We start from the raw sequence: 22,946 nt of genomic DNA, 5'->3' as shown, positions 1-22,946 counted from the left end.
CGATACTCCGCTTATAAACAAATTTATAGATGGGTTATAGCAGTTTTTTGCGCTTTTTTATCGAATTGGCTCTGTCTAATCTCCACTCCATCGACTTACAGCAATTACAGATGGAGCCTACGAAGCCATGTCCAATGTCCTGATCATCGAAAGCAGCGCCCGCCAGCAGGATTCGATCTCCCGTCAACTGACCCAGCAGTTCATCAGCCAATGGCAGGCCGCCCACCCGATGGACCGGATCACGGTACGTGACGTGGCGCTCAACCCGGTTCCGCACCTGGACGCCAACCTGCTCGGCGGCTGGATGAAACCGGCGGATCAGCGCAACGGTAGCGAACAGGCTTCCCTCGACCGCTCCAACGAATTGACCGACGAACTGCTGGCCGCTGACGTGCTGGTGATGGCCGCACCGATGTACAACTTCGCCATCCCCAGCACCCTCAAGGCCTGGCTGGATCACGTGTTGCGGGCGGGTGTGACCTTCAAGTACACCCCCACCGGGCCGCAAGGTTTGTTGACCGGCAAGCGTGCCATTGTGTTGACCGCCCGGGGTGGCATCCACACCGGCGCCAGTTCCGATCACCAGGAACCGTACCTGCGCCAGGTCATGGCCTTTATCGGCATCCACGATGTCACTTTCATTCACGCCGAAGGGGTGAACCTGAGCGGGGACTTCCAGGAAAAGGGCATCAACCACGCCAAGGCCCAGCTGGTACAGCTCGTGGCATGAGGTGGTTGATCCTTTAATCGTCAGATAATCGCGCGGTGTTTATATCGCTCCACGCAAACCCTTCAAGTACGCGTACGAACCTCCCTTTGCACTTGTTGCTCCTGAGTGCTCCTGCCCGACTGCCGCTTTAGCGAGGTCGGGTTTTTTTGCCCCGAGTTTCTTCAATCGCCGAAAACCTTTAATGTCCCGCCCATTCGATGCGAGGCGCACATGGGCTATCTACTGGTTGTCACCCTGATTCAGGCATTTTCCTTCAGCTTGATCGGCGAATACCTCGCCGGTCACGTCGACAGCTACTTCGCGGTGCTGGTGCGTGTCGTGCTGGCCGGGCTGGTCTTTATCCCGCTGACCCGCTGGCGCTCGGTGGAACCTGCCTTTATGCGCGGCCTGCTGGTGATCGGCGCGCTGCAGTTTGGCGTGACCTATGTGTGCCTGTACCTGAGCTTTCGTGTGCTCACGGTGCCGGAGGTGCTGCTGTTCACCATTCTCACGCCGTTACACGTGACCCTGATCGAAGATGCGCTCAACCGGCGCTTCAACCCGTGGGCACTGGTTGCTGCCCTGGTGGCAGTGGCGGGGGCGGCGGTGATTCGCTTCGACCAGATCACCCCGCACTTCCTGATGGGCTTCCTGCTGCTGCAGCTGGCTAATTTCACCTACGCCGCCGGGCAAGTGATGTACAAGCACCTGGTGGCACGCTACCCGAGTGACCTGCCGCACTACCGGCGCTTCGGTTATTTCTACATCGGCGCGTTGCTGGTGGTGCTGCCGGCGTTCCTGCTGTTCGGCAAGGCCAACTTCCTGCCCGAAGCGCCGCTGCAGTGGGGCGTGCTGGTGTTCCTCGGGCTGGTCAGCACTGCCCTGGGAATGTATTGGTGGAACAAGGGCGCCTGCCTGGTGCATGGCGGCACGTTGGCGGTGATGAACAACCTGCATGTGCCCGTGGGGTTGTTGCTGAACCTGCTGATCTGGAACCAGCACGAGCCGCTGGGTCGCCTGGCCTTGGGTGGCCTGGTGATCCTGGGGGCGGTGTGGATAAGTCGATTGGGCGTAAAGCCCGCGCCTGGCGTACAGTCTGCGACGTGATCGGTCGAGGGCAAGCGTGAGCGGCAATGAAAGTCTGCTATCGAAAAGAACGGTGTGGGGGCGGCAGAGTGGACAAGATTGATGAACTGATCATTGCAGCCTTGAAGGATGACTCCCGAGTCAGCCTGGCGCAATTGGCGCGGCAAGTTCACAAGTCTCGAACCGCAGTGGAGTCGCGCGTTCAAAAGCTGATTGAAAAAGGCATCATCCTGGGCTTCACCATCAACGTCGCCGAGGGCGATGAGACCCTGCAAGCGGCGTTCTTGATGCTGACGCTCAATGGCAGCAACTGCCATCTGGTGTTTCCGAAGATCCAGCAGTTCAGCCAGGTGGTGCATGCCTATTCACTGTTTGGCGACGTGGACATGATGCTCGACGTTCGGTACAGGAGCTTTGAAGAGCTGATGGTCTTCAAGGACAGCCTGCTGAAGATCGAGCATGTGAAGGAAGTGGTGGTCAACCCGGTGCTGAAGGCCTGGCGCTAGGTGCCGGCCACCCCTTCATGTGCTGGCTTCAGGCGTGGTCGCGCACGGTTTCAAGAAAATGATGGCTCAGGTTCGGCATTTTCTGGCGCAGGGTGTCCACGAGTTCTTCGATGACCGCCTGGTTGAATTGGAACGATGTGTCGTCGTGCCCCAGGATCACCACCAACAACCTCGACGAGTCTTTTGTCAGCCGGAAGTCATGGGCATCGGCATCCACCTTGCCGATGCTCGCCAACGGCACATCACCGCAGGTATAGACGATATCGCCGACGGGAATGGTGATGGCCTTCTTGGCGAACAGGGGGCGTAGCACCCTCGGCTTTTCCGAACGCATCACGTAGATGTCATCCTTCTGATGATAGGTGTGCACGCCGATGCTGACCCCATGTCGGATCGCGACCGCGTTATAGGCGTCGACGATGTTGTTGATGGGGTACACGCCTTTGGCGATGAAGCGGCGCAGCAGCTTTTCGTTGGCACTCACGGTATTTTCGTAGCCGAGTTTCTTGAGCTGTTTGGCAAACCCTTCGTACACGACGTTCGAGTCCAGCTCGTTAAGGCGCGAGGCCACGTGGTTCAGGTTACTTTGCAGTACCCCGACGAAGCTCTGGTCATCGGAGACGGTGATGTCTTCGATCACGGCGGCGCACGCATTATTGATGCCCAGCTCACAGGCTGACTTTCTGATGATCAAGCGACTTTTCATAACCTTAGCCCCACAGTTTTTTTCGCAGGTTGGCGGTACTGGCGTCCAGTTGCTGCGCCGAAGGACTTTGCAGCCAGAACAGCCCCGGACAGGTGGCGAAGTCGATCGTGACCGGCGTGGTATCGCCGGCGCCGATAAAATAACGGTGCCCGCAATAGGCCTCATCCGCCTGGGCGCTTTGTATGGCCTGGGGGGAGGGCGGAGCGAAGGCATGGCGTTCATCGGAGCAGAAGAAACCGATCCGGCCATGGCTGATCTGGCTGACCGCATCGGCCTGGGGGCGTGGGTGGCCGAGGTAGCTGTCGATCGACAGTGACAGCAAGTCGGGGTGATACACCTGCTGGAACAGCAGGGGCGCGATGCCGCCGTGCAAGCGACCGCCGGCCTCGATCATCACCGGCCCATCCTTAGACCAGATGATTTCCATGTGAATCGGCCCGACCCGCACGCCCAGGGCCGCTGCCGCCTGGCGCGCGTAGTCGGTCAGCGGTTGCAGTTCTGCAGCCTGCGGGTCTAGGGTGTCGAGGCTTTCGTAGACAAACATGCTGCCGTTCTTCTGGATCTTGGTGTACTTGCAGACGCTGGCAACGATGTAGGTGCCGTCAAAGGCGACCATATCCACCACGTACTCCGGTCCCGCTATGAACGACTGCACGATAAAACCGAGGTTGACTTCGCCCAGGTCGTTTTTCTGCTGCCAGGCCGCGTTTTGCAAGGCGGTCTCCACTTCGCGCTTGCCTTGGGCAAACACCACGCCTTCGGTGGCGGCCGAGTTCAGCGGCTTGACCACATAGGTGGCGGAGTCGTCGAGTTTGGCCAGCACTTCGCCGATGCGCCTCGGTGAGCTCAGCAGGTGCGAATCGATGTGGGCCAACTGGTATTTTTTCAGCGCCTGCTGCATGGAGAACTTGTTACGTCGCAGGTCGCTGGTGATACGGCTGTTGCCCGGGATGTCGAGCAGCTCCGTCAGGTAGTCCGTGAGGTAGATCGCGGTTTCGCAACCGGCGATCACGGCGCTCGGTGACAAGGCTTCCAGGGTGATCAACAGGCTCTCTTCCCAGGCATACACCTCATGGAAGTTCTCGGTGATCAGGTCGTTGGTGAAGTGTTCAGGCAAGGCGCGCGTGGAGATCACGGCGATGCACCGTATGCCCTGTGCGTTGAGCAAGGGCGCGTAGAGTTTGCCCGTGGAGAACGGGTCAACGATGAGTACGGTTTTCACGTCGTGCATTCCTTATTCCGTGGTGGCGGTGGGCGCGGCGGCCGGGGTCAGGTTCCACGCCAGTACGGCGGTGGCCAACAGGCCGGCGGAGACGATCATCAACAGGCGGGCGCCTTCGAGTCCGAGAAATCCCGAGGTGGTGAAGAACGTCAGGATCATCGGTGCCGAGCCACTGACCAGCAGGTAGTAGAGTGAGCTCTTGGCCGCGATCACATCGGCTACCCGGGCGTTGGGCGCCGACTCGATCAGGGTTTTACGCAACTGGATCCGCAGGCTGTTGATGCAAAAACCCAGCAGGAAGGCTGCAGCCATCATCACGTAGAGGTTCTGGAAGTAGACGATTGCCACGTCCGCCAGTATCACCAGCGAGATGGCCCCGTAGCTGTTGAGCTTGATGCGCGGCAACACCGCGGCGCTGAAGGCGCCCAGGCCGGCCAGGCCACTGGCGACGCCGAACAGGGTGGCATTCCATTCATTGAGCTTTTGAAAAACGATGGGCACCAGGCTGTTGAACGCGCCGATATGGAAACCGATCATGCTCAACACGATGATGAGGATGTAGAGGTTGCGCGGCAGGTCCAGCGGTGGTGCATTGGAGGCCCCTGTGGCCTGTTCGGCGGCGTGTTCGTTGGGGTTGTCGGCCACCAGGAGAATGGCCGCGAGCGAGAGGATCGCCGCCAGGCTGATGATCTGCAGCGTCTGGTTGACCGAGAACACATCCACGATCAACCCGCCCAGCAGCGCACCGCCGAAGGCACCGATCTGGATGGAGGTTTGCATCAACCGCGCGCAGGTATCGCTGTCGGTGAGGCCGGCCAGCACCAGCTTGGTATTTTTCGATTCCAGGGTGCTGATGGTGAAGTAGTCGGTGACGCCCACCACGAACGCGATGGCCAGGAAGCCGATCGGCAGCAAGGCGGCCTGGGTAAACGACAGCCCCAGTACTGCGGCGAAGGCCGCCAGGCGAATGTACAGCAGGCGTTTCAGGCTGAGTTCAATGGTAAAGAACTTGCCGATGTACTGTTCGCACAAATAGGGCACCACGGTGGCCACGCACAAGGTGGCGCCGACCAGGAATGTCGAACCGGTGGTCTCCAGGCCGAACCAGACCATCGCGATGACAATCGCCATGTCGAGGCCGGTGAACAGGGTCACGATTGAATAGAACGCGGTCAATGTCGATTTAGTATTCATGGGCTTCATCAGTCGTAACGGGAGATTTTAAGCAGCGGCACACAGCGCTCGGTGTCGCCGACGACGGTGGTGATCTGGTTCCTGACGCGCACCGTGGGCAGTGCTTTCTTTTCCAGGTTGCAGACCTTGTAGGCGTTGTCGTGCCAGGGGCAGATCACGCTTTGGCCGTCACCTGTCACTTCGCCCATGTGCAGCGGGCCGCCGCGATGGGGGCACGCGGTGGGCAGCAATTGCGTCGAATAGGCGTGACGCTTGAGAAAATAGGTTCTTTCCTCCACGGCCACATAGTTGGCGTGGGTGATATTCAGGCTGATGGCTTTCATTGGGTTGCCCACTCAGATGGCGGTGACGGTGTACGTGCAGGACGGGCTGGTGATGCGGGTGCCGTGCAGCATTCCCTTGGGAATCACCACGCCTTCGCCGGCCTTGAGGTGCACCGTCAGTTCGGGGCTGGCGACGAACTCCAGCTCGCCTGATTCGACCCAGAACAGTTCGTCATTCGGGTGGGTATGCAGCACCGACAGCTCGTGTTCGGTCTCGGTAATCCTCAGGTCCACGGGTTTTTGGCCCTGGAGCGCCGCTGCCTGCGCGCGATGCTCTTCGAACGCGTCATGCCAGTTGATATGGGCATACAACTCTTCGTCGGCGATGTCCTGAAGCAGCCTGAACTCTTCAAAGCCGCGAATAAGGTCGGGGATGATCTTGGTGCCGAACTGCTTGATCATGGGAATGATCAGGCGCTGGAGGGCCATTCTTCCGTGGTGCACATCGATGTGGGCATGCTCATCGAAATAGTCCGTGGAGACGCTGCCGTTGAAGATGGTCTTGATCGCGCGTGACTGGTGCTTGGTGGTCAGCGCCAACGTGGCTTCGGTGTAGTACATGGCGCCGATATAGCGGAACAGCTCGCCATGGTTGGCCGATACATAGTGGAAGTAGTTGGTAAGCGACAGCGATGCCGGCGTATAGAACTGCCAGTAGTGGTGCACGTGATGGGACATGCCCATGTCCTGGAGCATGTCTTCAAAAATGGTGCTGTGCTTCTTTTTGTCGACGCCGTAGCCATACTCGTCGATCAGGATCTTGAACAATTCGCTGGTGTACACGCCGCTGTTACCCAGTACGTTGCGGGCCATGGCCGATGCTTCACTGAGGAAGTCTCCCGCACATTGCGTCATGAAAAACCTGGCGGCTCGCTCGGGGTGGCGGCTGGTGGTCAGCACTTCATGGAGTTTGGACTCGGACTGGGCGACGTCATCCAAGACTTTATCAGTGTGGGCGATAAAAGAGTCCAGGCACCAAGGGCCGTTGATATGCACTTCTTCCTTGAGCCAGTTGTACAAGTAGTGTTCCAGCAACGGGCGGATCTTTTTGCCACTGGCTGCGTGCTGCGGATCATAGAAACGCTTGAACGCCTTGAAGTCGAGTTCCAATGGCGGCTTGGGCAAGAAGACCAGGTCTTGTTCGTAGATATTCAATAACAACCGCTGTGCCAATAGATGCTGGCTGTTTGAAAGCTGGTCGCTGGTCAGGCAAGTGGTGATGATTGAATCGGTTACGTCCTGCGGCCGCGAAGGGCGCTGGTAGGGGTTTTGGGTATAAAAGTCGTGGGGTTGAGCAAAGGCGCCAGCACCACAATAGTGGGTCAATGCTTCGGCATTCGAACTTAATACAAAGTCTGCTGCATTATCGGAAAGCTGAGTTGTCCATAACATGAGGGTGGCCTTTTGCTGGCGTTGTTTGATTACCAGATGCTAAGGCGTTGGTTTTTTTTAAAACAGATTAGAAATAGTGCGCGCAAGTAGTGAAATTCACTAAAGGCGTAGGAGAAATTTTCTTTATGGGGTGGGGCCGTTGAATAAACGGCAGCAGCGGCTATACATAGATGCCGGCTTTTATCGGTCGTGTTTAGATGAATACGCTTGCACCCATCGTTCTATATAGCGACGAGGCGCTTGCCAGCCCCTCGTCGCTATCGTTGTCACTACGCCGGGGTTTCCAAGGTTCGGGCAGTGCCTGCCAGGGCCAGTATCCCGGTGCGCAAGTCGGTGCCGCTGGGTTGCTGGTAAAGATTCAATCCGAACTCCGGCAACACGGCCAGCAGGTAGTCGAAAATATCCCCCTGGATCCGCTCGTAATCGGCCCACGCGGTGGTGCGGGTGAAGCAGTAGATCTCCAGCGGCACGCCCTCGGCGGTGGTTTGCATCTGGCGCACCATGCAGGTCATGTTCGGCTGGATGTCCGGATGGCTTTTGAGGTAGGCCAGGGCATACGCGCGGAAGGTGCCGAGGTTGGTCATGCGCCGGCGGTTCGCCGACAGTTGCGCGCTGTGGCCCTGGGCTTCGTTCCAGGCCTTGAGTTCGGCCTGCTTGCGCCCGATGTAGTCGGTGAGCAGGTGCACCTGGGTCATGCGCACTTCTTCATCGTCACGCAAAAAGCGCACGCCGCTGGCATCGATAAACAGGCTGCGCTTGATGCGTCGCCCACCCGAGGCCTGCATGCCGCGCCAGTTCTTGAACGATTCGGACATCAGGCGCCAGGTCGGGATGGAGACGATGGTCTTGTCGAAGTTCTGCACCTTGACCGTGTGCAGGGTGATGTCCACCACATCGCCGTCGGCGCCGACCTGGGGCATTTCGATCCAGTCGCCGACGCGCAGCATGTCGTTGCTGGTCAATTGCACGCTGGCGACGAACGACAACAGCGTGTCCTTGTAGACCAACAGGATCACCGCCGACATCGCACCCAGGCCTGACAGCAGCAAGAGTGGCGAACGGTCAATCAGGGTCGCGACGATGATGATCGCGCCAAACACGTACAGCACCATCTTCGCCAACTGCACGTAGCCCTTGATCGAGCGGGTACGCGCGTGTTCGGTGCGCGCATAGATGTCCAGCAGGGCGTTGAGCAGGGCGCTCATGGCCAGCATCAGGAACAGGATGGTCAGGGCCAGCGCCACATTGCCGATAAACAGGATGGCGGTCTTGCTCAGGTCCGGCACCAGGTACAGGCCGAACTGGATCACCAGCGACGGCGTCATCTGCGCCAGGCGGTGGAAGACTTTGTTGTGCCGCAGGTCGTTGAGCCAGTGCAGCGCCGGTTGCCGGCCAAGCAATTTGACGGCGTGGAGGATGAGGTAACGCGCCACCCGTCCGAGCAGCAGGGCCACCACCAGCAACACCAGGAAACCGAGGCTGGCATGCAGCAGCGGGTGTTCGTCGAGGGTGCCCCAGAGGTCTTGGACGTTGAGCCAGAGCTGTTTGATATCCATGGATGAAACCGATTCTTCTGTAAGACAAGACGGCGCGATTAGAGCATTTAAGTGCAACAAAGTTGATGCCGCGGACAAATGCTCTGACAAAAAAGCAACTGATTAGCGCCGTTCGCGTAAAGACACTCGGTTTGGACGCCCGAAACCGGTACCCTATGCAGCTGATTTTTTGTATTTCTTCGAGGTAGCACCCGTGTTTTCCCAATTCGCCCTGCACGAACGCCTGCTCAAAGCCGTGGCCGAGCTTAAATTTGTCGAGCCTACGCCTGTGCAGGCAGCGGCCATCCCGCTCGCGCTCGAAGGGCGTGACCTGCGGGTGACGGCTCAAACCGGGAGTGGCAAGACCGCCGCTTTCGTGCTGCCGATTCTTAACCGCCTGATCGGCCCGGCCAAGGTCCGCGTCAGCATCAAGACCCTGATCCTGCTGCCGACCCGCGAACTGGCCCAGCAGACCTTGAAGGAGGTGGAGCGCTTCTCGCAGTTCACCTTCATCAAGTCTGGCCTGATCACCGGTGGCGAAGACTTCAAGGTCCAGGCCGCCATGCTGCGCAAGGTGCCGGACATTCTGATCGGCACGCCGGGCCGCATGATCGAGCAACTCAATGCGGGCAACCTTGACCTCAAGGAAGTCGAGGTGCTGGTGCTCGACGAAGCGGACCGCATGCTCGACATGGGCTTTGCCGACGACGTGCAGCGCCTGGTGGCTGAATGCGTGAACCGCCAGCAGACCATGCTGTTCTCCGCCACCACTGGTGGTTCGACCCTGCGCGAGATGGTCGCCAAGGTCCTGAACAACCCTGAGCACCTGCAGGTCAACAACGTCAGCGACCTGAACGCCACCACGCGCCAGCAGATCGTCACCGCTGACCACAACGTGCACAAAGAACAGATCCTCAACTGGTTGCTGGCCAACGAGACCTATCAGAAGGCCATCGTATTCACCAACACCCGTGCTGCGGCCGACCGCATCTACGGCCGCCTGGTGGCCCAGGACTACAAGGCGTTCGTGCTGCACGGCGAGAAAGACCAGAAGGACCGCAAACTGGCGATCGACCGCCTCAAGGCCGGCGGCGTGAAGATCCTGGTTGCCACCGACGTCGCCGCGCGCGGCCTGGACGTGGACGGCCTGGACATGGTCATCAACTTCGACATGCCCCGCAGCGGCGACGAATACGTGCACCGTATCGGCCGTACCGGGCGTGCGGGCAACGATGGCCTGGCGATCTCGCTGATCTGCCACGGCGACTGGAACCTGATGTCGAGCATCGAGCGCTACCTCAAGCAGTCGTTCGAGCGCCGCACCATCAAGGAAGTCAAAGGTACCTACACCGGGCCGAAGAAGGTCAAGGCGTCGGGCAAGGCCGTTGGCGTGAAGAAGAAAAAGACCGACGCCAAGGGCGAGAAGAAAAAGGCCGGTGCCAAGTCGCCGACCAAGCGCAAGATCGCCAACCGGCCGAAGACCGACAACCTGTCGCTGGTCAGCAAAGATGGCATGGCGCCGCTCAAGCGTCGCAAGCCAGAAGCACCCGCTGCCGAGTAAGGCGTGGGGGATGTGAAAAAACCGGACGTTGTCCGGTTTTTTTATAGCCTCAGTTTTTCGCCTTGGCCGCCGCTTCTTTCAATTCCTTGAGGCGGGCGTCGATCAACTGGCACTTGTCGGGGAACTCCGCGCTTTCAGTATCCAGGTCCATCTTCTGCAGCTCGTCGTTCATCTCCTTGGCCTTGGTCGGGTTCTGTTCGGTGAGTTTGGCCACTTCCTGGGCCAGTTGCTCGCGCTTGGCCGTGGCCTCTTCCGGGGTGCAGGCCCAAGCGGGCAGGGCGGTGAGCAACGTGGCGGCGATGGCCAGGTTCATCAGGGTTTTCATGGTCGGACCTCCTTGGCGGTGATGCTCAGTTGAGGGGGCGAACGTCTGGAAAGTTCAGAGAAATGACGCCCGTCGGTTGGTCTGAACGGCCACAGACCCACAGGGTCACTCCTACAGACGGGCTACTTTCCTTAGGCCTGCAGGAGGAATCAGGATGACGACTTACAACTGGGATCTGATCGAACGTCTGCTGCATGAAGTGCAGAACGGCGAGGGCAGCTTTGCCCCGCGCAAATACGCCGAGCAGGAAGCGGCCGAGAAGGCCACGGCGGGTGAGTCCACCGGTAATCTGGATGCGCTGAAAAAGACCGCCGCGGACTATGAAGCGCTGTTGTTCAAGCGTGGGTTTATCGAGTCGCGGCCTGAAGAAGAAGGCGGCAACGGTGAGAATTTCATTCTGACCGCCCTGGGCGCGCAGCTGTTGGCGCTGATCGACAGCTCCATCCCGGGTAACGATCATCCGCGCCAGGTGCTGGATGAGCAGGCCGATGCGTTGGACCCGGCGACCTTCGCTGAGGTGGCGTCCAAGGCACAGATTGCCTGACCCCTCCATGCCCCGGCACCCAGGCGGTGCCGGGCATGCCGAAACTGTCGGATCGGTAATCTGCCGCTAAGGTTGCTGACAGCCGGCGCCCCCTAATCTGCTGCCATTCAACTGACGGACTTGAATCGGCATGCACTCTACTACCTCCAGACGAACCTTCGTCAAAGGCCTGGCCGCCGGCGGCCTGCTCGGCGGGCTCGGGCTATGGCGCACGCCGGTATGGGCGCTGACAAGTGCGGGCGAGCCCACGGTGCTGGCGGGCAGCGAATTCGCTCTGTTCATTGACCAGACGCCGGTCAATCTCACGGGTCAACAGCGCACCGCGTTGACCATCAATGGCAGCCTGCCCGGCCCGTTGCTGCGATGGCGTGAGGGCGACACAGTGACCCTGCGCGTGCACAACCGCCTTCGCGAGCCGACGTCGATCCACTGGCACGGCATCTTGTTGCCGTCGACCATGGACGGCGTGCCCGGCCTGAGTTTCAAAGGCATCGAGCCGGGTGGTGTGTTTGTCTATCAGTTCAAGGTCAGACAGCATGGCACTTACTGGTACCACAGCCATTCCGGGTTCCAGGAACAGCAGGGGGTGTACGGCCCGCTGGTCATCGAGCCGTTGGAGCCCGAGCCCTTCACCTGCCAGCGCGACTACGTGGTGATGCTCTCGGACTGGACCGACGAAGACCCCGTCGCCCTGATGAAGACCCTCAAGAAGCAGTCCGATTACTACAACCGGCATAAGCCCACCGTGGGCGATTTCGCACGGGATGTGGGCAAACAGGGCTGGTCGGCCACCGTCTCTGACCGGCTGATGTGGGCGCAGATGAAGATGAACCCTACCGACCTCGCGGACGTCAGCGGCCAGACCTACACCTACCTGCTCAACGGCCAGCCCCCCGGCCTCAACTGGACCGGAGTGTTTAAGGCGGGGGAGAGAATACGCCTGCGCTTTATCAACGGTTCCGCGATGACCTATTTCGATGTGCGCATTCCGGGACTGAAGATGACCGTCATCGCCGCCGATGGCCAGCCGGTCAAGCCGGTCAGCGTCGATGAATTCCGCATTGCGGTCGCCGAAACCTTCGATGTGCTGGTGGAGCCCACGGCAGCGGCCTACACGCTGTTTGCCCAGTCCATGGACCGCACGGGTTATGCCCGTGGCACGCTTGCCCGCCAGGCGGGGGCGACGGCACCCGTACCGGCACTTGAGCCGCGCCCCTGGCTCACCATGGACGACATGGGCATGGGTGGGATGGATCACGGCGCCATGGCGGACATGCCGGATATGGCGGGCATGGATCACAGCGCGATGGGCGCGATGTCGATGCAGAGCCACCCGGCCAGCGAGCAGAACAATCCTTTGGTGGACATGCAGGCGATGAGCCCGGTGCCCAAGCTCGACGATCCCGGTATCGGCCTGCGCAATAACGGTCGGCGAGTGCTGACCTACGCCGACCTGCACAGCACCTTTGAGGACCCCGATGGCCGCGACCCCGCGCGCACCCTTGAATTGCACCTCACCGGGCATATGGAGAAGTTCGCCTGGTCATTCAATGGCGTGAAGTTCTCCGATGCCGAGCCCTTGCAGCTGACTTATGGCGAGCGCGTCCGGCTGGTGCTGGTCAACGACACGATGATGAGCCACCCCATTCACCTGCACGGCCTGTGGAGCGACCTGGAGGATGAAAACGGCCAGTTCCAGGTCCGCAAGCACACCATCGACATGCCGCCGGGCTCGCGCCGCAGTTACCGGGTGACCGCCGATGCCCTGGGCCGTTGGGCCTATCACTGCCACCTGCTGTACCACATGGAAATGGGCATGTTCCGTGAAGTGCGCGTGCATGAATGAGGACGCGAACATGAACCGTCGAGTTTTATCGGTGTGTATCGCGCTGGCCGGGTGGACATTCGGCTCGCCGGCGCAGTCCGAGGAGTTTCAAGGCATGAGCCCGGCGGTTCCGGCGCTGACCGAAAGCCGTACGCCGATCCCGCTGCTCACCGACGCGGATCGCGCCGCTGTGTATAACGCGCCGGGTGGGCATGTGGTGCATGACAGCGGCATCAACTCGATGCTGCTGGTCAACCAGCTGGAATGGCAAGGCGGCGGTGGCGGTGGTGCGCTGAACTGGGACATCAAGGGTTGGGTCGGTGGTGACATCGACCGCCTGTGGCTGCGCAGCGAAGGCGAGCGCAGCGCCGGTCGCACTGACAGCGCCGAAGCCCAGGCGTTGTGGGGGCACGCCATCAGCCCTTGGTGGGACCTGGTTGGCGGCGTGCGCCAGGACTTCAAGCCCGGGGACAGCCAGACCTGGGCCGCGTTCGGCCTGCAGGGCATGGCGCTCTACAACTTCGAGGCCGAGGCGACGCTGTTTGTGGGCGAGTCGGGCCACACCGCGGCACGCCTGGAAGGTGACTACGACATCCTGCTGACCAACCGCCTGATCCTTCAGCCGACGGCCGAACTCAATTTTTATGCACAGAACGATCCGCAGCGCCGGGTGGGCGCAGGCCTGTCGGAAAGCGAGCTGGGGCTGCGCTTGCGCTATGAGGTGCGCCGGGAGTTGGCGCCTTACGTGGGGGTGAGTTGGAACCGCAGCTATGGGCGGACGGCGCAGTACGCTCGCGATGAAGACGAAGACATCAGCCAGCTGCGCTGGGTGGTCGGTGTGCGCCTTTGGTTTTAACCGGTTTCTTATTCCTATAACTCGCCGCCTTAAGCGGCCTGGAGCCTTGCATGTCGATGTTGAAAACCGCGTTAACGGGGGGAGCGCTGTGGGCCGGATTGATGATCAGCCTGCCGGCCTCGGCCCATCCGAAACTGTTGTCGTCCCTCCCTCCAGCCGGGGCCCAAGGTGCCGCGCCGGCCGTCATTGAACTGCGCTTTTCGGAGAACCTGCTGACGCAGTTTTCCGGGGCCAGACTGACCATGACCGATATGCCCGGCATGCCCAATTCGCCGATGCCCATCAAGGCCAGTGTCGCGGCGAGCACCGACCCCAGGGTGATGCTGATCAAGCCGGCCTCTGCACTGGCTACCGGCACCTACCGGGTCGATTGGCGCGCAGTGTCATCCGACACTCACCCGATTACCGGTAACGTGGTGTTCAGCGTCCAGCCATGAGCGAACTGACCCAAGTCACACTGCGTTTCGCGCTCTATCTTGACCTGATGCTGTTGTTTGGCCTGGGGCTCTTTGGTCTTTACGGGCTCAAGGCGCCGGAGCGCGTGCTGCTGAATTTGAGGGGCCTGCTGCGGCTGACGGCTGGCGTCGGGATAGTGCTGTCGATAGCGTCGCTGTTGGCGCTGACCCAGGCCATGAGTGGCGCGACGGATTGGCAGACGCTGTGGCCGCATCTGCACATGATGCTTTGGCAGACCGACCTGGGCTTGACGTGGTGGCTACGGATGGCGGCGCTGGTGGTGGCTGCGCTTGGCACCCGCCTGCCATTGGTCACGTTGTCGGGTGCCGCCGCGTTGGTCACGCTGGCGTGGACCGGGCACGGAGTGATGCATGAAGGCACGCTGGGTGTGTGGCACATCCTCAGCGACGGCGCGCATCTGTTGGCAGCGGGCGGCTGGGTCGGGGCGTTGGCGGCGTTCGGGTTGTTGTCGAGGCGCACGTCTTTGCACGATGTTTATCACGTTCGGGTGCTGGCAAGGGCGCTGAAGGGGTTCTAGCATGTGGGAGCAGGATTTGTCGCGGTGCTGATCGGCACCGGTGTGGCCAACTATCTGTTGGTGGTCGGGCTGAATCTGGACGGCCTTACCGGCGGTGTCTACGCGATCCTGTTGTGCCTGAAACTGGGACTGTTTGGCCTGATGCTGGGGCTGGCGGCGCTCAATCGTTTCCACCTGACGCCGCTTCTGCAACGGTCCGTGGCGGCCGGTGATTATGTCGCTGCCATGGCTGCGCTACGGCGCAGCATGGTGCTGGAGATGGGGGCCGGGGCGCTGATCCTCGCGCTGGTGGCCTGGTTAGGCACCCTGGCGCCCAATTAGGACTGCGCGCTTTTCAGGCACTTGAGCGCCTGGAAGTCACTGCGGACCTTGTCGATTTTCTGGGTGAGTTTCAGCCGTTGCGGCACGCTGCTGTCGGCCATGACGTCGATGATCAGGCTGCGCGCGGCGGCTTCGGTCTGGGCATACGCCGCGCGATACTCCGGTGTCCACAGGCTTTCGCGGTCCACCAGCAGTTGCTGGATTTTCTGCGGGAAATCGGCGCTGTGGCGTTGCTGCACGGCGTCGATGAATTGTGCCTGCCAGTGGGCACGGTTGCCGATCCATTGTTCATTTTGCTTGCCCAGGCTGATGGACCACGCCATGACCCGGTTCTTCTGGCTATCGCTCAATGGCCCCATCCACGCATCCAGACGCTTGTTCATACGCTCGGCGCGGTCCTGGATCTGCTTGGCCAGCGGCGGCTTGAGGTATTCGTCCTGGCGTTTGCGCAAGTCCTTGGCCAGGGCATCGTTCATGTCGTTGACCTGCTGGTCATCCAGCCCTTGTAACAATTCAATCGCCGACGGGGTGATTTCCCGCGCCACCTCGGCAATCGCCTGCTTGGCCTCAACCGTGCGGGTTTGCAGCGCTGCATCGGTGACCTGATTGTTCTCGACCATTGCTTGCAGGCGGTCGAGCCAGTCGAGGTAACCCGGCAATTGGGTGGTGCAGTGCCAGGCCAGGTGGTCCTTGAGCTTGTCGTTGAACCAGCTCTTCTGCCCGGCGTTCATGTCCAGGTAGTCGTTGAGGGTCCAGGGGATGATCACGTCCAGGTTACGGTAGGCCAGGCCCACGCGGTTGCAGCCGGCGAGCACCAGGCTCAGGCTCAGGGTCAGGAATACCACCAGCAGTTTGAGCCGATGCAACATGGGCGTGTCCTTGCGCAGAGGGAGTCAATGCATGTGAACCCGCGGCGCATGCGACAGTTCAGCCCATCAATAAAACGACCGCACCGCCTTCAAGGTCAACAGGCCATCGCATTGCGAATTGTGTCCGGAGTAGGCCGAGCAATCGCCGCCGCTGAGGCTGGAGTCGCTGTAGATCAGGTCCAGGTCGATGCCTTTCCAGGCGCGGGAGAACTGTACCGACCAGTCGCTGAAGCTGCTGATGGTGCCGCCCTCTACCGAAGCCGGCGTGCCCAGCTGATGGGTGGTGTACTTCATGCTGACGCCGATGCCGAAGGGCTGGGTACCGCCGAGGTCGGCGAACAGCGTGCTGTCCTGGCGGTCCGGGTCGTTGCTGAAGGAGGCGCCGAAACGATTGCCGAGTAGATTCAGACCACCGTAGAACTCCTGGCTGTCGAGAGGGCTGAGCTTAGGGTAGCTGTAGTGGATCAGGCCGACTTCGTAGCCCAGGGTCTGGTCGAAGGGGTGTTTGAACCCCATGTAGGAGTCGACTTCGAGGGTGCTGGCCGAGGACAGGCCCATGTTCGGCGAAAACTGGCCGAAGTACAGGCCGCTGTCATGGCTCAGGTCCAGCCCGCCATGGAACGAGTCGCTGCCCGGCGAGGTCGGCTTGACCAGGCCCTGGGCCATGCTGCGGCTGGGGGTGGTGCCCAATTTCAGGTCGAAGTCGCCCAGTTCACGCTGGAAAATCTGCGCTTCGGCGAGAGGGCTGGCCGCCAGGATACTGGCCACGAAAATGCAGCGTTTAAGCATGCTTCACTCCATGAAAAGCGAGGAGCAGTAACGGAAAAATAGGGCAGATGCCCGTGCTAGACGTGTGCAAGCATACCGGCGAATGCCAGGAGATGAGGCCCGTTCGTCGATTTGCACGTTCTGAAGGTGACGCGAGAGGGTATTTCGGGCTCTAGTCCTAGCGCCTTGAAGGCAAGACGCTTAGGGACCAGATGTGCTGCGCGGTATTACTTTTTACCCAGGCTGATCTGCTTGGACGGGCCGAAAGTCTGGCCGCTCACGCCCTTGGCAATTTGCTGGATTTCGCCACCGGACTTGAGGAAAGCAGCAATCTGGCTGTTGATCGATTCGCTGGTTTCAACGGCGGGAGCTGGCTTTGCTTTGCTGTTGGATGCTTTTACACGCATGGCGGCCACTAACCTGTAGAAAATTAACTTGGCCAGGCATCGTACAGGAAATACTTGACAATTGCTTGGTAAATATCCCCCGGGAATAAGCGCGGCAGCTGAAAACAGCCAAAGTTTATTTTTGATATTAGCCCCTAACTTACTGTTTTAACTCGAAACCACGGGCTGAGCCGGCACCGGTGGCGTGGCAAAATTCAGCCGAATGATCGGACGAGCGGGGCGGTGCCACTGGAACGCCAGGCAAGCCCGCGATTTTTCAGGCGCGCGCGCGCGGAGAGGGCAACTCGGGTAGAATGCCGCCCACGCAATGAGGGTATTGGAAATGGCTTTAGTCGGGCGCTACAACAGCTTGCAAGTGGTTAAACACACTAACTTTGGTTTGTACCTCGATGGTGCGCAAGATGGCGAAATCCTCTTGCCTAATCGGTATATCCCAAAAGATATTCCCAGTGAAGATGAAGACTGGCTTAACGTTTTCATTTATCTGGACAGCGATGACAAACTTATCGCCACTACCGAAAAACCGAAAGTTCAAGTCGGCGAATTTGCCAGTTTGAAAGTCGTGGAAGTCAACAGTATTGGCGTGTTCCTCGACTGGGGGTTGCCAAAGGATCTGTTGCTGCCGTATTCGGAAGAGAAACGTCAGCTGACGGCCGGTGAATACTGCGTGGTGCATGTCTATCTCGACAAACACACCAAGCGTATTACCGCGACCGCACGCCTCGACCGCTACCTGGACAAGACGCCGGCCAATTACGTCGTGGGCCAGGAAGTCGATCTGCTGGTCGCCGAAGCCACCGACATGGGCTTCAAGGCGATCATCAACAACAAGCACTGGGGCCTGATCCACAAGAACGAAGTGTTCAAGTTCCTGCGCCCGGGCAAGGAAGAGAAAGGCTTTATCAAAGAGATCCGCGCCGATGGCAACATCAGCCTGAGCCTGCAACCGGTCGGCCAGGAAGCGGCGTCCAGCCTCAACTCGAAGATCCTCGCCAAGTTGCGTGAAAACAACGGCAGTTTGCCGGTCAGCGACAAGAGCGACCCGGCGGTGATCAGCAACTTGTTTGGCGTGAGCAAGGGGAACTTCAAGAAGGCCATTGGTGCGCTCTACAAGCAGGGCCAGATCGTGATTCACGCGGATCGCATTGAACTAAGCTGAGTGCAGTTTGCTCTCCTGTAGGAGCGAGCGTGCTCGCGAAAAAGGTCCATCCGACACCGTGATGCGCCTGGAATATTTTCGCGAGCAAGCTCGCTCCTACAGAGGCTGCATCAATGTCCAAGAAGTCTGTCTTTGCCTACCTCGGCACCTTGCTTGCCTTCCTGATCCTCGACGGCCTCTGGCTCGGCGTCCTCGTGGGCCCGACCTACAAATCCCTGCTGGGCCCGCTGATGCTCGATCAGCCTCGCCTGTTGCCCGCCGCGCTGTTCTATCTCCTGTATGTCCTCGGTTGCGTGGTGTTCGTGGTCTTGCCCAGTGCCAGTTGGCAGCGCGCGGCGCGACTGGGTGGATTGCTGGGCCTGGTGGCCTACGGCACCTATGACCTGAGCAACTGGGCCACGCTGCAAGGCTGGTCTGGCGGGTTGGCGGTGATGGACATGGCCTGGGGCACCTTCCTCACAGCGGCCTGCTGCACGGTCGGGTATTTGTGTGCACATCGGGTGCACCAGTGATTGTGTACAGGATTAATCTGCACCGTTGCTGAGCGCAGTCCTCGTTACTAAACCCCTATGTACCCCGTTGGAACACCGTTGCAGAGGGATTGTGTTCTATTGGCACGCATTCTGCTGACTATCTCGTATACAAACCATGCCGCCTCCCGTATGCACCCCGTGACGGAAGCGCAGGCCGGTATGACGAGGAGCCCGCGATGACCGAACAATTGCCCAAAGGCTACAGCCCCCGCCTGTACAACCAGGACCTGGGGCCGCTGCCGCAAAAGTGGACCTGGTACAACATCTTTGCCTTCTGGATGAGTGACGTGCACAGCGTGGGCGGCTATGTGTTCGCCGCCAGTCTGTTTGCCCTGGGGCTGGCCAGTTGGCAGGTGTTGATTGCCTTGCTGGCAGGCATTTGCATTGTGCAATTGATTGCCAACCTGGTGGCCAAGCCCAGTCAGCAGGCCGCCGTGCCCTATCCCGTGATCTGCCGGCTGGCGTTTGGCGTGTTCGGCGCGAACATTCCCGCCGTGATTCGCGGCTTGATTGCGGTGGCCTGGTACGGGATTCAGACCTACCTGGCGTCGAGTGCCCTGATCATTGTGGTATTGCGCTTTTTCCCACAGATGGCGGTGTTTGCAGAGCCGCATTTTGCCGGCCTGTCTTACCTGGGCTGGTTTGGTTTCCTCAGTTTATGGGTGTTGCAGGCGGCCGTGTTCTGGGCCGGCATGGAGTCCATCCGCCGCTTTATCGATTGGGCGGGGCCGGTGGTCTATGCGGTGATGTTTGCCCTGGCCGGCTGGATCGTCTGGAAGGCAGGGGGGGCGAATATCAGCTTTACCCTGGCGGAAAAATCCCTGTCGGGCTGGCAGGCGTTCGGCCAGGTGATCGTGGCGACGGCGCTGGTGGTGTCGTATTTTTCCGGGCCAACCCTGAATTTCGGTGATTTCAGCCGTTACTGCCGCAGCATGCAGGACGTGCGGCGCGGCAACTTCTGGGGCCTGCCGGTGAACTTCCTGGCGTTTTCCCTGGTGACCGTGGTGATCGTCTCGGGCACCTTGCCGGTGTTTGGCGAAATGCTCCATGACCCGATCGCTACCGTCTCGCGCATTGATAACAGCATGGCGGTGCTGCTAGGCGCTTTTGCATTTGTGACTGCCACCATCGGCATCAACATCGTTGCCAACTTCGTGTCCCCGGCGTTCGACTTCGCCAACGTCGCGCCGAGCAAGATCAGCTGGCGCGCCGGTGGCATGATCGCCGCGGTGGCGTCGATCTTCATCACCCCGTGGAACCTGTTCAATAACCCGCTGATGATCCACTACACCCTGGATATCCTCGCGGCCTTTATCGGCCCGCTGTTCGGGATTCTGCTGGTGGACTTCTACCTGATCAAAAAGCAGAAGATCGACGTGGACGCGCTGTTCGATGACAGCCCGAGCGGGCGCTATTACTTCGACGGCGGTGTGAACTGGACGGCGGTCAAGGCGCTGGTGCCCGCGACGCTGGCGGGGGTCGCGATCACCTTCACGCCGGCGTTGCAGGGCATGGCTAACTTTGCCTGGTTCACCGGCTGCTTCCTGGGTGGGCTGTTTTTCCTGGTGTTGGCGCGGCGTGAGCAGGTTCGTGCGCCGGCACCGTTGGTCGCCGGCTGACCAACACCCCTCCCGCCACTGACAGGCCTGCACCGGCAATCACCAGCGCCGGTTGCAGGCCACCGCTCAGGTGACTGCTCACCGACGCCAGCAACGGCCCACTCAATTGGCCGATGGCAAAGCTGGCGGTCAGCAGCCCGGTGCTGCGCTGATAGCCGTGGGGCGCAACGTCCCGCAGGCGCGCCATCACCAACTGCATGCAGGCCAGGAACGGCCCGCCGCATAGCAACACCCCCAGCGCCAGGCCCCAACCGTTACCCAGCAGGCAGGCGAATACCCCGGCCGCCTGCAGCCATAACGTGGTCATCAGCCAGCGGCGGGTGGTGTCCGAATCCTTGGGACGCAGGCTTGCGACCACTACCCCAATCGCCGCGGCCAAACCAAAGCAGGGCCAGAACAGATCAGCCTGCCAGGCGCCGTTGAATTGCGCGCTGGCCATCTGTGACAGGAAGGTCGCCGGAATGATGTAGCCCAGGCCGAACAACACGTAGATCCAGCACAGGTGAGTAATGCTGCCGTTGCTGGCCGTGTCGGCGCGGCTTGCAACAGGCGCAGTGACGGCGGACGGCTGTGGCAGGAAGGGCAAGATTGCCAGCAGCATCACCAGCGCCACTACCGCATAGATCAGCCACAAGGTTGCTGAGCTCTGGCCCAACAGGTTGGAGCCCAGCGCCAGCAACCCGGTCAACACAATCCCCAGCCCCGGCCCGGCGAACACCAGGGCCCCGAGGCGTGCACGCCCGGCGGCAATCGCCAGCGGCTGGCTCAGGCTGGTGATCATCACCAATGCCCAGGCACTTGCAACGCCGGTACCGAAGCGCAACAGCATGTGTGGCCAGAAACCCTGGGCCCAGTACGACGCCAGGGTCAGCAACACGCACAACCAGAGCCCGCCATACAGGCGACCCCGCACATGGTGATGGCTGCGCGCAAAAATCGAATCCACCGCGCCCACGAAGTAGCCCAGGTAATTGGCCGCTGCGATCAGTCCGGCGCCGGTCAGGTCGATCTGGCCTTCACTGAGCAAGTGGGGCATTTGCGGGGTAAGGGCGAAGCGGCCAATGCCCATGGCCATCATCAGGGCGATAAAGCTGGCGAGTAAGCGGGTGAGGGGTGACATGGTCGGGTGTCCTGCCGGTAAGCGAATACCGTCAGGCTAGAGTGGATTGACTTTCTGTAAAATTGAATAATAGTGAGTAACTTGTTCAGTTTTGGAGAAAGGCATGGAGTTCAGTCAATTGCGCATCTTCCAGGCGGTGGCGGAAGAGGGCTCCATTACCCGTGCTGCCGAGCGCCTGCATCGAGTGCCGTCGAACTTGTCGACCCGGCTCAAGCAGATGGAAGAACAGCTTGGCGTGGAATTGTTCGTGCGCGAACGCCAGCGCTTGCAGCTTTCTCCGGCGGGCAAGGTGTTGCTGGACTACAGCACTCGTCTGCTGGCGCTGCATGATGAAGCCCATGGCGCCGTGCAAGGTGGGCAACCGGCTGGCAATTTTGTGCTGGGCAGCATGTACAGCACGGCGGCAGTGCATTTGCCGAAGCTGCTGGCGTGCTATCACAAGGCGTATCCGATGGTGAACCTCCAAGTGCTATCGGCGCCCAGCGGTGAACTGCTCGAAGGGTTGATCACCGGTCGCCTGGACGCCGCATTTGTGGACGGGCCCATCACGATTGCCTCCCTGGACGGCGTCGCCCTGTGCGAAGAACGCCTGGTGCTGATATGCGAAGCCGACCACCCACCGGTGCGCGGGCCGCAGGATGTTGCCGGCCGTTCGGTGTTCACTTTTCGCCGCAGTTGCGCCTATCGCACGCGCCTGGAAACCTGGTTTTCCCACGAGCACGTCGCCATGGGGCGGGCGATTGAGATCGAGTCTTATCAAGGCATGCTCGCCTGTGTCATCGCCGGTTCAGGGGTGGCGCTGATGTCCGAATCCATGCTCGACAGCCTGCCGGGCAAGGACAGCGTGTCCGTTCATCCGCTGACAGGGCAATTTGCCACTGCTACGACCTGGCTGATGTGGCGAAAGGGTATGCTCGGCGCTAACCTCAACGCATGGATCGACCTGCAGCAAGAGGGCAGGGCCGAGGTCCTGCAAGACGCACGTGCGATTGCTTGAGCGATCCGTCAGGATTTGCATCAATTCAGTAACAGTTCGTTGTGGTTTCATTCAAGCAATACGTAGGACTTAGGGCTACTATCAATGTAGGAAAAGGCGACAGAACTTGCGCCGACCAGCATTTCCCTCAAAGGGGGCAAACCATGAAAGAGAAAATCCAGAACTGGCTCCACGACCTTGGCGTTGCATTGGGCTTGATCGAGCCGCCCCTGCAACCGGTGCCGATTCGTACCGATGACGAGCAGCGTCGTCCACGTCGCAGATAATCTCTGGCTGAAGCAGGATTAAAGGTGGGGGCGAGTAAGCCCGCTCCCACCGTTTATTTTGCGCCAGGCAAAACCAGCGGGCGTGACATCTCACGCCGCAGCGCCCATA

The 22,946-nt window shown here is 60.2% G+C and carries 24 protein-coding genes and 1 pseudogene; 14 read left to right on the top strand and 11 right to left on the bottom strand.

What is annotated here, in order from left to right:
* The first annotated feature begins 127 nt into the window (after positions 1-127).
* The 3 genes from BB029_RS20890 (at position 128) to BB029_RS20880 (ending at position 2,301) form a co-directional block, all read left to right on the top strand.
* Positions 128-730 carry an FMN-dependent NADH-azoreductase gene (locus BB029_RS20890; protein WP_065940625.1) on the top strand — a complete coding sequence of 201 codons (603 nt, stop codon included), beginning with the start codon at positions 128-130 and terminating at the stop codon, positions 728-730.
* Between the two features lie 210 nt (positions 731-940).
* The gene (locus tag BB029_RS20885) at positions 941-1,816 is read left to right on the top strand and encodes a carboxylate/amino acid/amine transporter (protein ID WP_065940624.1); all 876 of its coding nucleotides are present in this window, start codon (positions 941-943) and stop codon (positions 1,814-1,816) included.
* 68 nt (positions 1,817-1,884) lie between these two features.
* Positions 1,885-2,301 carry an Lrp/AsnC family transcriptional regulator gene (locus tag BB029_RS20880; RefSeq protein ID WP_027603763.1) on the top strand — a complete coding sequence of 139 codons (417 nt, stop codon included), beginning with the start codon at positions 1,885-1,887 and terminating at the stop codon, positions 2,299-2,301.
* 28 nt (positions 2,302-2,329) lie between these two features.
* Here BB029_RS20880 and BB029_RS20875 read toward each other — a convergent pair whose 3' ends face one another.
* From BB029_RS20875 to BB029_RS20850, 6 genes are all read right to left on the bottom strand, one after another.
* Positions 2,330-3,007, bottom strand: a complete 678-nt coding sequence (locus BB029_RS20875) for a phenylalanine--tRNA ligase beta subunit-related protein (RefSeq protein WP_027603764.1) — start codon at positions 3,005-3,007, stop codon at positions 2,330-2,332.
* Positions 3,008-3,011: 4 nt separating this feature from the next.
* Positions 3,012-4,229 carry an ATP-grasp domain-containing protein gene (locus tag BB029_RS20870; protein WP_083236466.1) on the bottom strand — a complete coding sequence of 406 codons (1,218 nt, stop codon included), beginning with the start codon at positions 4,227-4,229 and terminating at the stop codon, positions 3,012-3,014.
* A gap of 12 nt (positions 4,230-4,241) precedes the next feature.
* Complete coding sequence (locus BB029_RS20865) at positions 4,242-5,423, bottom strand: MFS transporter (protein ID WP_065940622.1); 1,182 nt, start codon at positions 5,421-5,423, stop codon at positions 4,242-4,244.
* Between the two features lie 8 nt (positions 5,424-5,431).
* Positions 5,432-5,746 carry a Rieske 2Fe-2S domain-containing protein gene (locus BB029_RS20860; RefSeq protein ID WP_065940621.1) on the bottom strand — a complete coding sequence of 105 codons (315 nt, stop codon included), beginning with the start codon at positions 5,744-5,746 and terminating at the stop codon, positions 5,432-5,434.
* 12 nt (positions 5,747-5,758) lie between these two features.
* Entirely contained in the window at positions 5,759-7,138 is a 1,380-nt protein-coding gene (locus tag BB029_RS20855) for an iron-containing redox enzyme family protein (RefSeq protein WP_065940620.1), read from the bottom strand.
* 269 nt (positions 7,139-7,407) lie between these two features.
* Positions 7,408-8,694 (bottom strand): mechanosensitive ion channel family protein, encoded by a 1,287-nt coding sequence (locus BB029_RS20850; protein ID WP_065940619.1) that lies wholly within the window; start codon positions 8,692-8,694, stop codon positions 7,408-7,410.
* Positions 8,695-8,887: 193 nt separating this feature from the next.
* On the opposite strand from BB029_RS20850, the gene BB029_RS20845 reads away from it, so the two are divergent.
* Positions 8,888-10,234 carry a DEAD/DEAH box helicase gene (locus BB029_RS20845; RefSeq protein WP_027603770.1) on the top strand — a complete coding sequence of 449 codons (1,347 nt, stop codon included), beginning with the start codon at positions 8,888-8,890 and terminating at the stop codon, positions 10,232-10,234.
* A gap of 49 nt (positions 10,235-10,283) precedes the next feature.
* Here the strand turns inward: BB029_RS20845 and BB029_RS20840 are convergent, their stop codons facing one another.
* Positions 10,284-10,559, bottom strand: a complete 276-nt coding sequence (locus BB029_RS20840) for a hypothetical protein (protein WP_065940618.1) — start codon at positions 10,557-10,559, stop codon at positions 10,284-10,286.
* Between the two features lie 154 nt (positions 10,560-10,713).
* Between BB029_RS20840 and BB029_RS20835 the strand changes: the two genes are divergently transcribed.
* The 5 genes and pseudogenes from BB029_RS20835 to copD all read left to right on the top strand — a co-directional run bounded on the left by BB029_RS20835 (position 10,714) and on the right by copD (position 15,099).
* Positions 10,714-11,103 (top strand): hypothetical protein, encoded by a 390-nt coding sequence (locus BB029_RS20835; protein ID WP_017134854.1) that lies wholly within the window; start codon positions 10,714-10,716, stop codon positions 11,101-11,103.
* A 130-nt stretch (positions 11,104-11,233) separates the two neighbouring features.
* On the top strand, positions 11,234-12,949 hold the full coding sequence (locus BB029_RS20830; RefSeq protein WP_065940617.1) for a copper resistance system multicopper oxidase: 1,716 nt from the start codon (positions 11,234-11,236) through the stop codon (positions 12,947-12,949).
* A gap of 10 nt (positions 12,950-12,959) precedes the next feature.
* Positions 12,960-13,784, top strand: a complete 825-nt coding sequence (locus BB029_RS20825) for a copper resistance protein B (RefSeq protein WP_065940616.1) — start codon at positions 12,960-12,962, stop codon at positions 13,782-13,784.
* A gap of 50 nt (positions 13,785-13,834) precedes the next feature.
* On the top strand, positions 13,835-14,221 hold the full coding sequence (copC, locus tag BB029_RS20820; RefSeq protein ID WP_065940615.1) for a copper homeostasis periplasmic binding protein CopC: 387 nt from the start codon (positions 13,835-13,837) through the stop codon (positions 14,219-14,221).
* Positions 14,218-15,099, top strand: a pseudogene (gene copD / locus BB029_RS20815) (copper homeostasis membrane protein CopD). Before copC ends, copD begins: the two are co-directional and overlap by 4 nt.
* On the opposite strand, the gene BB029_RS20810 reads toward copD, so the two are convergent.
* From BB029_RS20810 to BB029_RS20800, 3 genes are all read right to left on the bottom strand, one after another.
* Positions 15,096-15,968, bottom strand: a complete 873-nt coding sequence (locus BB029_RS20810) for a DUF6279 family lipoprotein (RefSeq protein ID WP_065940614.1) — start codon at positions 15,966-15,968, stop codon at positions 15,096-15,098. The pseudogene copD and the gene BB029_RS20810 sit on opposite strands and share 4 nt — an antisense overlap.
* Positions 15,969-16,034: 66 nt before the next feature.
* On the bottom strand, positions 16,035-16,757 hold the full coding sequence (locus tag BB029_RS20805; RefSeq protein ID WP_027603777.1) for a TorF family putative porin: 723 nt from the start codon (positions 16,755-16,757) through the stop codon (positions 16,035-16,037).
* Between the two features lie 206 nt (positions 16,758-16,963).
* Complete coding sequence (locus BB029_RS20800) at positions 16,964-17,143, bottom strand: hypothetical protein (protein ID WP_003193095.1); 180 nt, start codon at positions 17,141-17,143, stop codon at positions 16,964-16,966.
* Positions 17,144-17,465: 322 nt separating this feature from the next.
* Here BB029_RS20800 and BB029_RS20795 point away from each other — a divergent pair, with 322 nt between their 5' ends.
* From BB029_RS20795 to BB029_RS20785, 3 genes are all read left to right on the top strand, one after another.
* A complete protein-coding gene (locus tag BB029_RS20795) occupies positions 17,466-18,302 on the top strand; it encodes a S1 RNA-binding domain-containing protein (RefSeq protein WP_027603778.1) in 837 nt (278 codons plus the stop codon).
* Between the two features lie 113 nt (positions 18,303-18,415).
* Positions 18,416-18,814 (top strand): DUF2177 family protein, encoded by a 399-nt coding sequence (locus BB029_RS20790; protein WP_065940613.1) that lies wholly within the window; start codon positions 18,416-18,418, stop codon positions 18,812-18,814.
* Between the two features lie 197 nt (positions 18,815-19,011).
* Complete coding sequence (locus BB029_RS20785) at positions 19,012-20,454, top strand: NCS1 family nucleobase:cation symporter-1 (RefSeq protein ID WP_065940612.1); 1,443 nt, start codon at positions 19,012-19,014, stop codon at positions 20,452-20,454.
* On the opposite strand, the gene BB029_RS20780 is transcribed toward BB029_RS20785, so the two are convergent.
* Positions 20,366-21,574, bottom strand: a complete 1,209-nt coding sequence (locus tag BB029_RS20780; RefSeq protein ID WP_065940611.1) for an MFS transporter — start codon at positions 21,572-21,574, stop codon at positions 20,366-20,368. The genes BB029_RS20785 and BB029_RS20780 overlap by 89 nt on opposite strands.
* 103 nt (positions 21,575-21,677) lie before the next feature.
* On the opposite strand from BB029_RS20780, the gene BB029_RS20775 reads away from it, so the two are divergent.
* Both BB029_RS20775 and BB029_RS33865 read left to right on the top strand, forming a co-directional pair.
* Positions 21,678-22,571 (top strand): LysR family transcriptional regulator, encoded by an 894-nt coding sequence (locus tag BB029_RS20775; RefSeq protein ID WP_065924698.1) that lies wholly within the window; start codon positions 21,678-21,680, stop codon positions 22,569-22,571.
* Positions 22,572-22,714: 143 nt separating this feature from the next.
* Entirely contained in the window at positions 22,715-22,837 is a 123-nt protein-coding gene (locus BB029_RS33865; protein ID WP_003193089.1) for a PA1414 family protein, read from the top strand.
* Positions 22,838-22,946 lie beyond the last annotated feature (109 nt).

The organism is Pseudomonas sp. S3E12 (assembly GCF_001702295.1).
Taxonomy (GTDB): domain Bacteria; phylum Pseudomonadota; class Gammaproteobacteria; order Pseudomonadales; family Pseudomonadaceae; genus Aquipseudomonas; species Aquipseudomonas marginalis.
The sequence above is the reverse complement of the archived record's forward strand: the minus strand, read 5'-3'. Positions and strand labels throughout refer to the sequence as shown.

What these genes read in the sequence shown, in the direction of transcription:
- BB029_RS20800 (WP_003193095.1), bottom strand. Translation starts at nt 17,143, where the DNA reads ATGCGTGTAAAAGCATCCAACAGCAAAGCAAAGCCAGCTCCCGCCGTT.
- BB029_RS20850 (WP_065940619.1), bottom strand. Translation starts at nt 8,694, where the DNA reads ATGGATATCAAACAGCTCTGGCTCAACGTCCAAGACCTCTGGGGCACC.
- BB029_RS20885 (WP_065940624.1), top strand. Translation starts at nt 941, where the DNA reads ATGGGCTATCTACTGGTTGTCACCCTGATTCAGGCATTTTCCTTCAGC.
- BB029_RS20825 (WP_065940616.1), top strand. Translation starts at nt 12,960, where the DNA reads ATGAACCGTCGAGTTTTATCGGTGTGTATCGCGCTGGCCGGGTGGACA.
- BB029_RS20830 (WP_065940617.1), top strand. Translation starts at nt 11,234, where the DNA reads ATGCACTCTACTACCTCCAGACGAACCTTCGTCAAAGGCCTGGCCGCC.
- BB029_RS20835 (WP_017134854.1), top strand. Translation starts at nt 10,714, where the DNA reads ATGACGACTTACAACTGGGATCTGATCGAACGTCTGCTGCATGAAGTG.
- BB029_RS20795 (WP_027603778.1), top strand. Translation starts at nt 17,466, where the DNA reads ATGGCTTTAGTCGGGCGCTACAACAGCTTGCAAGTGGTTAAACACACT.
- BB029_RS20775 (WP_065924698.1), top strand. Translation starts at nt 21,678, where the DNA reads ATGGAGTTCAGTCAATTGCGCATCTTCCAGGCGGTGGCGGAAGAGGGC.
- BB029_RS20865 (WP_065940622.1), bottom strand. Translation starts at nt 5,423, where the DNA reads ATGAATACTAAATCGACATTGACCGCGTTCTATTCAATCGTGACCCTG.
- BB029_RS20890 (WP_065940625.1), top strand. Translation starts at nt 128, where the DNA reads ATGTCCAATGTCCTGATCATCGAAAGCAGCGCCCGCCAGCAGGATTCG.
- BB029_RS20840 (WP_065940618.1), bottom strand. Translation starts at nt 10,559, where the DNA reads ATGAAAACCCTGATGAACCTGGCCATCGCCGCCACGTTGCTCACCGCC.
- copC (WP_065940615.1), top strand. Translation starts at nt 13,835, where the DNA reads ATGTCGATGTTGAAAACCGCGTTAACGGGGGGAGCGCTGTGGGCCGGA.
- BB029_RS20780 (WP_065940611.1), bottom strand. Translation starts at nt 21,574, where the DNA reads ATGTCACCCCTCACCCGCTTACTCGCCAGCTTTATCGCCCTGATGATG.
- BB029_RS20790 (WP_065940613.1), top strand. Translation starts at nt 18,416, where the DNA reads ATGTCCAAGAAGTCTGTCTTTGCCTACCTCGGCACCTTGCTTGCCTTC.
- BB029_RS20855 (WP_065940620.1), bottom strand. Translation starts at nt 7,138, where the DNA reads ATGTTATGGACAACTCAGCTTTCCGATAATGCAGCAGACTTTGTATTA.
- BB029_RS20785 (WP_065940612.1), top strand. Translation starts at nt 19,012, where the DNA reads ATGACCGAACAATTGCCCAAAGGCTACAGCCCCCGCCTGTACAACCAG.
- BB029_RS20810 (WP_065940614.1), bottom strand. Translation starts at nt 15,968, where the DNA reads ATGTTGCATCGGCTCAAACTGCTGGTGGTATTCCTGACCCTGAGCCTG.
- BB029_RS33865 (WP_003193089.1), top strand. Translation starts at nt 22,715, where the DNA reads ATGAAAGAGAAAATCCAGAACTGGCTCCACGACCTTGGCGTTGCATTG.
- BB029_RS20875 (WP_027603764.1), bottom strand. Translation starts at nt 3,007, where the DNA reads ATGAAAAGTCGCTTGATCATCAGAAAGTCAGCCTGTGAGCTGGGCATC.
- BB029_RS20860 (WP_065940621.1), bottom strand. Translation starts at nt 5,746, where the DNA reads ATGAAAGCCATCAGCCTGAATATCACCCACGCCAACTATGTGGCCGTG.
- BB029_RS20805 (WP_027603777.1), bottom strand. Translation starts at nt 16,757, where the DNA reads ATGCTTAAACGCTGCATTTTCGTGGCCAGTATCCTGGCGGCCAGCCCT.